4 protein-coding genes and 1 rRNA gene are annotated in these 5,053 nt (G+C 65.7%); all 5 read left to right on the top strand.

All coding sequences use genetic code 11. The features are described 5' to 3' along the window. Positions 1-127: 127 nt before the first annotated feature. The 5 genes from rrf (at position 128) to AOK17_RS24920 (ending at position 4,940) form a co-directional block, all read left to right on the top strand. Positions 128-244: ribosomal RNA gene (gene rrf / locus AOK17_RS24940) — 5S ribosomal RNA — on the top strand. A gap of 153 nt (positions 245-397) precedes the next feature. Further along, positions 398-1,006: a cardiolipin synthase ClsA gene (clsA, locus tag AOK17_RS24935; RefSeq protein WP_055614787.1), complete on the top strand. Its 609-nt coding sequence runs from the start codon at positions 398-400 to the stop codon at positions 1,004-1,006. 116 nt (positions 1,007-1,122) lie between these two features. Further along, on the top strand, positions 1,123-3,618 hold the full coding sequence (locus tag AOK17_RS24930; RefSeq protein WP_055614786.1) for a mannose-1-phosphate guanyltransferase: 2,496 nt from the start codon (positions 1,123-1,125) through the stop codon (positions 3,616-3,618). A 90-nt stretch (positions 3,619-3,708) separates the two neighbouring features. After that, positions 3,709-4,611, top strand: a complete 903-nt coding sequence (locus AOK17_RS24925; RefSeq protein WP_107102489.1) for a DUF881 domain-containing protein — start codon at positions 3,709-3,711, stop codon at positions 4,609-4,611. Next, positions 4,608-4,940, top strand: a complete 333-nt coding sequence (locus AOK17_RS24920) for a small basic family protein (protein ID WP_003988855.1) — start codon at positions 4,608-4,610, stop codon at positions 4,938-4,940. The genes AOK17_RS24925 and AOK17_RS24920 overlap by 4 nt, the downstream gene beginning before the upstream one ends. The last annotated feature ends 113 nt before the right edge of the window (positions 4,941-5,053 follow it).

Below are 5,053 nucleotides of genomic sequence, written 5' to 3'. Positions count from 1 at the left end.
GTGAAGCTGACTGGTACTAATAGGCCGAGGGCTTGTCCTCAGTTGCTCGCGTCCACTGTGTTGGTTCTGAAACCACGAACAACCGTCGTAGCCACGGCCACGGCTCCGGTTGACAGTTTCATAGTGTTTCGGTGGTCATAGCGTGAGGGAAACGCCCGGTTACATTCCGAACCCGGAAGCTAAGCCTTACAGCGCCGATGGTACTGCAGGGGGGACCCTGTGGGAGAGTAGGACACCGCCGAACTCCTTTTAGAGCTCCGGTTCTTGGACTTTCAGTCCAAGAACCGGAGCTTTTCTGTTTTCCGGGACGCCGTCCGAACCCCCTCCGCGCTGCGGGCAGATGCCTGAGGGTAAGGTCAGGGGGCATCGTTGGCACGTTCCCACAGGAGGCCCCCGGGTGGAGGTCCAGGAGACCCGCGTCCAGACAGACCGGGTCCTCACCATCCCGAACATCCTCAGCATGGCGCGTCTCGCAGGCGTGCCGCTGTTTCTGTGGCTGATCCTCAGGCCGGAGTTCGGCGGTCCCCAGAGTGACGGCTGGGCACTCCTGGTGCTCATGCTCAGCGGTATCAGCGACTATTTGGACGGCAAGTTGGCCCGTCGCTGGAACCAGATCAGCAGCCTCGGCCGGCTGCTGGACCCCGCGGCCGACCGGCTATACATTCTGTCGACTTTGGTCGGGCTCACCTGGCGCGAGATTCTGCCGCTGTGGCTGACAAGTGTCCTGCTGGCGCGTGAGCTGCTTCTCCTGGTGATGGTGGGCATCCTCAGGCGGCACGGCTATCCGCCTCCGCAGGTGAACTTCCTTGGGAAGGCTGCTACGTTCAACCTGATGTATGCCTTCCCGTTGCTGCTGCTCAGTGACGGAAGTGGATGGCTTGCGTCACTCGCTGCTATTTTCGGATGGGCGTTCGCAGGATGGGGTACAACGCTCTACTGGTGGGCAGGGATCCTCTACGTGGTTCAGGTCCGCCGCCTTGTCCGCGCGGACACCACGGCCGATTGAGCTCGCCGAATAGGCGGCCGTTAGTGGCCTCTGATGGCCCGCAAGCAGAATGTGCGGGACAATCTGACGGGTGAAGTCGGTTAGACCGTCGTCTCTTCAAGGAGGACGCTTCCGACATGAAGGCCGTCGTGATGGCCGGAGGTGAAGGCACACGCCTTCGCCCCATGACCTCAAGCATGCCCAAGCCGCTCCTGCCCGTGGCCAATCGCCCGATCATGGAGCATGTGCTGCGGCTGCTCAAGCGGCATGGGCTCAACGAGACCGTCGTTACTGTCCAGTTCCTGGCCTCTCTCGTCAAGAACTACTTCGGTGACGGTGAAGAGCTCGGCATGGAGCTCACCTATGCCAATGAGGAGAAGCCACTCGGTACTGCCGGCAGTGTCAAGAACGCCGAGGAAGCGCTGAAGGACGACACCTTCCTCGTGATCTCCGGTGATGCTCTGACCGACTTCGATCTCACTGATCTGATCAATTTCCACAAGGAAAAGGGCGGACTGGTCACCGTCTGTCTGACCCGAGTCCCGAATCCGCTGGAATTCGGTATCACCATCGTGGACGAGGAAGGCAAGGTCGAGCGCTTCCTCGAGAAGCCCACCTGGGGCCAGGTTTTCTCGGACACCGTGAACACCGGTATCTACGTCATGGAGCCAGAGGTATTCGACTATGTCGAGGCCGATGTCTCCGTCGACTGGTCCGGCGATGTCTTCCCTCAGCTGATGAAGGAGGGCAAGCCGATCTACGGCTATATCGCCGAGGGCTACTGGGAGGACGTCGGCACGCACGAGAGCTATGTGAAGGCGCAGGCCGATGTCCTGGAGGGCAAGGTCGACGTCGAGCTCGACGGCTTCGAGATCTCGCCCGGGGTCTGGGTCGCTGAAGGCGCCGAGGTACACCCCGACGCCGTACTGCGAGGACCGCTCTACATCGGGGACTACGCCAAGGTCGAGGCGGACGTCGAAATCCGCGAGCACACCGTGGTGGGCTCCAATGTCGTCGTGAAGGCAGGGGCGTTTCTGCACAAGGCCGTGTTGCACGACAACGTGTACATCGGCCAGCACAGCAATCTGCGCGGTTGTGTCATCGGCAAGAACACCGACATCATGCGGGCCGCGCGCATCGAGGACGGCGCCGTCATCGGGGACGAGTGCCTGGTCGGTGAAGAATCGATCGTTCAGGGCAATGTGCGGGTCTATCCGTTCAAGACCATCGAGGCCGGCGCCTTCGTCAATACGTCGGTCATCTGGGAGTCGCGGGGCCAGGCCCATCTTTTCGGAGCCCGCGGAGTCTCCGGGATCCTGAACGTCGAGATCACGCCAGAGCTGGCCGTGCGCCTGGCGGGTGCGTATGCGACGACGCTCAAGAAGGGCTCGACCGTCACGACCGCCCGTGACCACTCGCGAGGCGCTCGTGCGCTCAAGCGGGCGGTCATCTCGGCGCTGCAGACCAGCGCCATCGACGTACGGGACCTGGAGAACGTACCGCTGCCGGTGGCGCGGCAGCAGACCGCTCGGGGCAGTGCTGGCGGGATCATGATCCGGACGACGCCCGGGGTTCCCGACTCCGTCGACATCATGTTCTTCGACGGACGTGGGGCGGATCTGTCGCAGGGGAGCCAGCGGAAGCTGGACCGGGTGTTTGCGCGGCAGGAGTACCGGCGTGCCTTCCCGGGCGAGATCGGGGACCTGCACTTCCCGGCCAGTGTCTTCGACTCGTACACCGGTTCTCTGCTGCGGAATGTGGACACCACCGGGGTCGCCGAGTCCGGGCTCAAGGTGGTCGTGGACGCGTCGAACGGCAGTGCCGGACTGGTGCTGCCCAGCCTGCTGGGCAAGCTCGGGGTCGACTCGCTGACCATCAATCCCGGTCTCGACGAGTCGCGGCCCACCGAGACCGCGGACGCCCGCAGGTCCGGGATGGTGCGGCTCGGCGAGATCGTGGCGTCCGCGCGGGCGGCGTTCGGGGTGCGGTTCGACCCGGTGGGCGAGCGGTTGTCGCTCGTCGACGAGAAGGGGCGGATCATCGAGGACGACCGGGCGCTGCTCGTCATGCTCGACCTGGTGGCCGCCGAACGCCGGAGCGGGCGGGTGGCGTTGCCCGTGACCACCACGAGGATCGCCGAGCAGGTGGCGGCGTACCACGGGACCCAGGTCGACTGGACGACGACGTCGCCGGACGATCTGACGCGCGTGGGGCGCGAGGAGTCGACGATCTTCGGAGGCGACGGGCGCGGTGGTTTCATCGTGCCGGAGTTCAGCAGTGTCTTCGACGGCACGGCGGCCTTCGTACGGCTCATCGGTCTCGTGGCGCGGACTCAGCTCACTCTCAGTCAGATCGACGCGCGGATTCCGCGGGCGCACGTTCTCAAGCGTGATCTCGCGACTCCCTGGGCGGTCAAGGGACTTGTGATGCGGCGCGTGGTCGAAGCGGCCGGCGACCGGTTCGTGGACACGACCGACGGCGTACGCGTGGTAGAGACCGACGGGCGCTGGGTGATGGTTCTTCCGGACCGGGCCGAGGCGGTTACGCATCTGTGGGCCGAAGGGCCCGACGACGCGTCCGCGCAGGCCCTGCTCGACGAGTGGTCGTCGGTGGTGGACAGCGCCGGTCGCTGAGCGGCACGCGCGCGTGCCGGACGTGCCTCAAAGGGGCACGTCCGGCACGACGGTGGGGCCATTCGGAGGTACGGCCCGCGACGTGCGACGATGTGCGGCATGCCGCAGCAGCCCCCCGTTCGGAGCACTTCTACGCGCCCCCCGCGCCTGGATGCCTCCATGTCGCTGCTCACCAACGTCATGGACCACAGCCTCGACGACGGGTACGCGGAGGCGGCTGCCCGCAAGAAGGCCGACGGGACCGGCGCCCTGCCGAAGACACTGCGGGCGAAGCTCGGACTCGCGGCCGGTCTGGTGCTCGCGGCCCTCGTGGTGACCGTGGGGGCCGCGCAGGCGCGGATAGCGGCTCCGGTCGTCGCCAAGGAGCGCGAGGAACTCATCGACCGCATCGACCGCGAGACGTCGGCGGCCGACAAGCTCGAGGGCAGTATCGACAAACTCCGCGACGACGTGAGCGCGCGGCAGCGCGAGGCTCTCAAGAAGCACGGCGGGGACCAGGGCGAGTTGGTGGGCATCCTGGCCGGCGCGGTCGAAGTGCACGGCCCCGGTGTGAAGCTCGTCGTGGACGACGCCAAGGAAGCCGACGGGGGCGGTGACGGAGACGCACGCGAGACGTCGGGCTTCTCCGACACCGGGCGGGTACGCGACCGCGACATGCAGCGCGTGGTCAACGGGCTGTGGGAGTCGGGCGCCGAGGCCATCTCGATCAACGGGCAGCGGCTGACGGCGCTGTCCGCGATCCGGGCTGCCGGTGACGCGATACTGGTCGACAACAAGCCCTTGGTGCCGCCCTACACAGTCCTTGCTGTGGGGGACGGCGAGCGGCTGAGCACCGCGTTCCAGAACAGCGGCGACGGACAGTATCTGGACGCCCTCCGGAAGAACTTCCATATCCGGACCGGCATTTCCGTCGAGGACGACATCCGGCTGCCCGCCGCACCGAGTGTGATCGTACGAACAGCGCAACCGAGCACAGAGAAAGGCACATCGTGATCGCCGTACTGGGCCTCGTCGTGGGAGTCGTGGCTGGATTGTTGGTCCGGCCCGAGGTTCCGGCGGTGGTCGAGCCCTACCTTCCGATCGCCGTCGTCGCGGCGCTCGACGCCGTGTTCGGAGGTCTGCGGGCGATGCTCGACGGCATCTTCGACGACAAGGTCTTCGTGGTGTCGTTCCTCTCCAACGTCGTCGTGGCAGCGCTGATCGTCTTCCTCGGCGACAAGCTGGGTGTGGGCGCCCAGCTGTCCACGGGTGTCGTGGTCGTCCTCGGCATCCGGATCTTCTCCAACGCCGCGGCGATCCGCCGTCACGTTTTCCGGGCGTGAGGCCGATGAGCAGCCAGGACGAGACCCCAGAGAACCCAGAGACCTCGCAGTCCTCTGAGACCGCACAGTCCCCTGAGACCCCCAAGGGCCCGGACGCCCCGGAGGCCTCCGGG

Origin of the sequence: Streptomyces phaeochromogenes (genome assembly GCF_001418655.1) — a bacterium.
Taxonomy (GTDB): Bacteria; Actinomycetota; Actinomycetes; order Streptomycetales; family Streptomycetaceae; genus Streptomyces; species Streptomyces phaeochromogenes.
Note: the sequence above shows the minus strand (reverse complement) of the source record. Positions and strands in the feature narration are given on the sequence as shown.

Bases quoted from the DNA above. Each gene is read 5' to 3' on its own strand.
- AOK17_RS24930 (WP_055614786.1), top strand. From the start codon at position 1,123: ATGAAGGCCGTCGTGATGGCCGGAGGTGAAGGCACACGCCTTCGCCCC.
- AOK17_RS24925 (WP_107102489.1), top strand. From the start codon at position 3,709: ATGTGCGGCATGCCGCAGCAGCCCCCCGTTCGGAGCACTTCTACGCGC.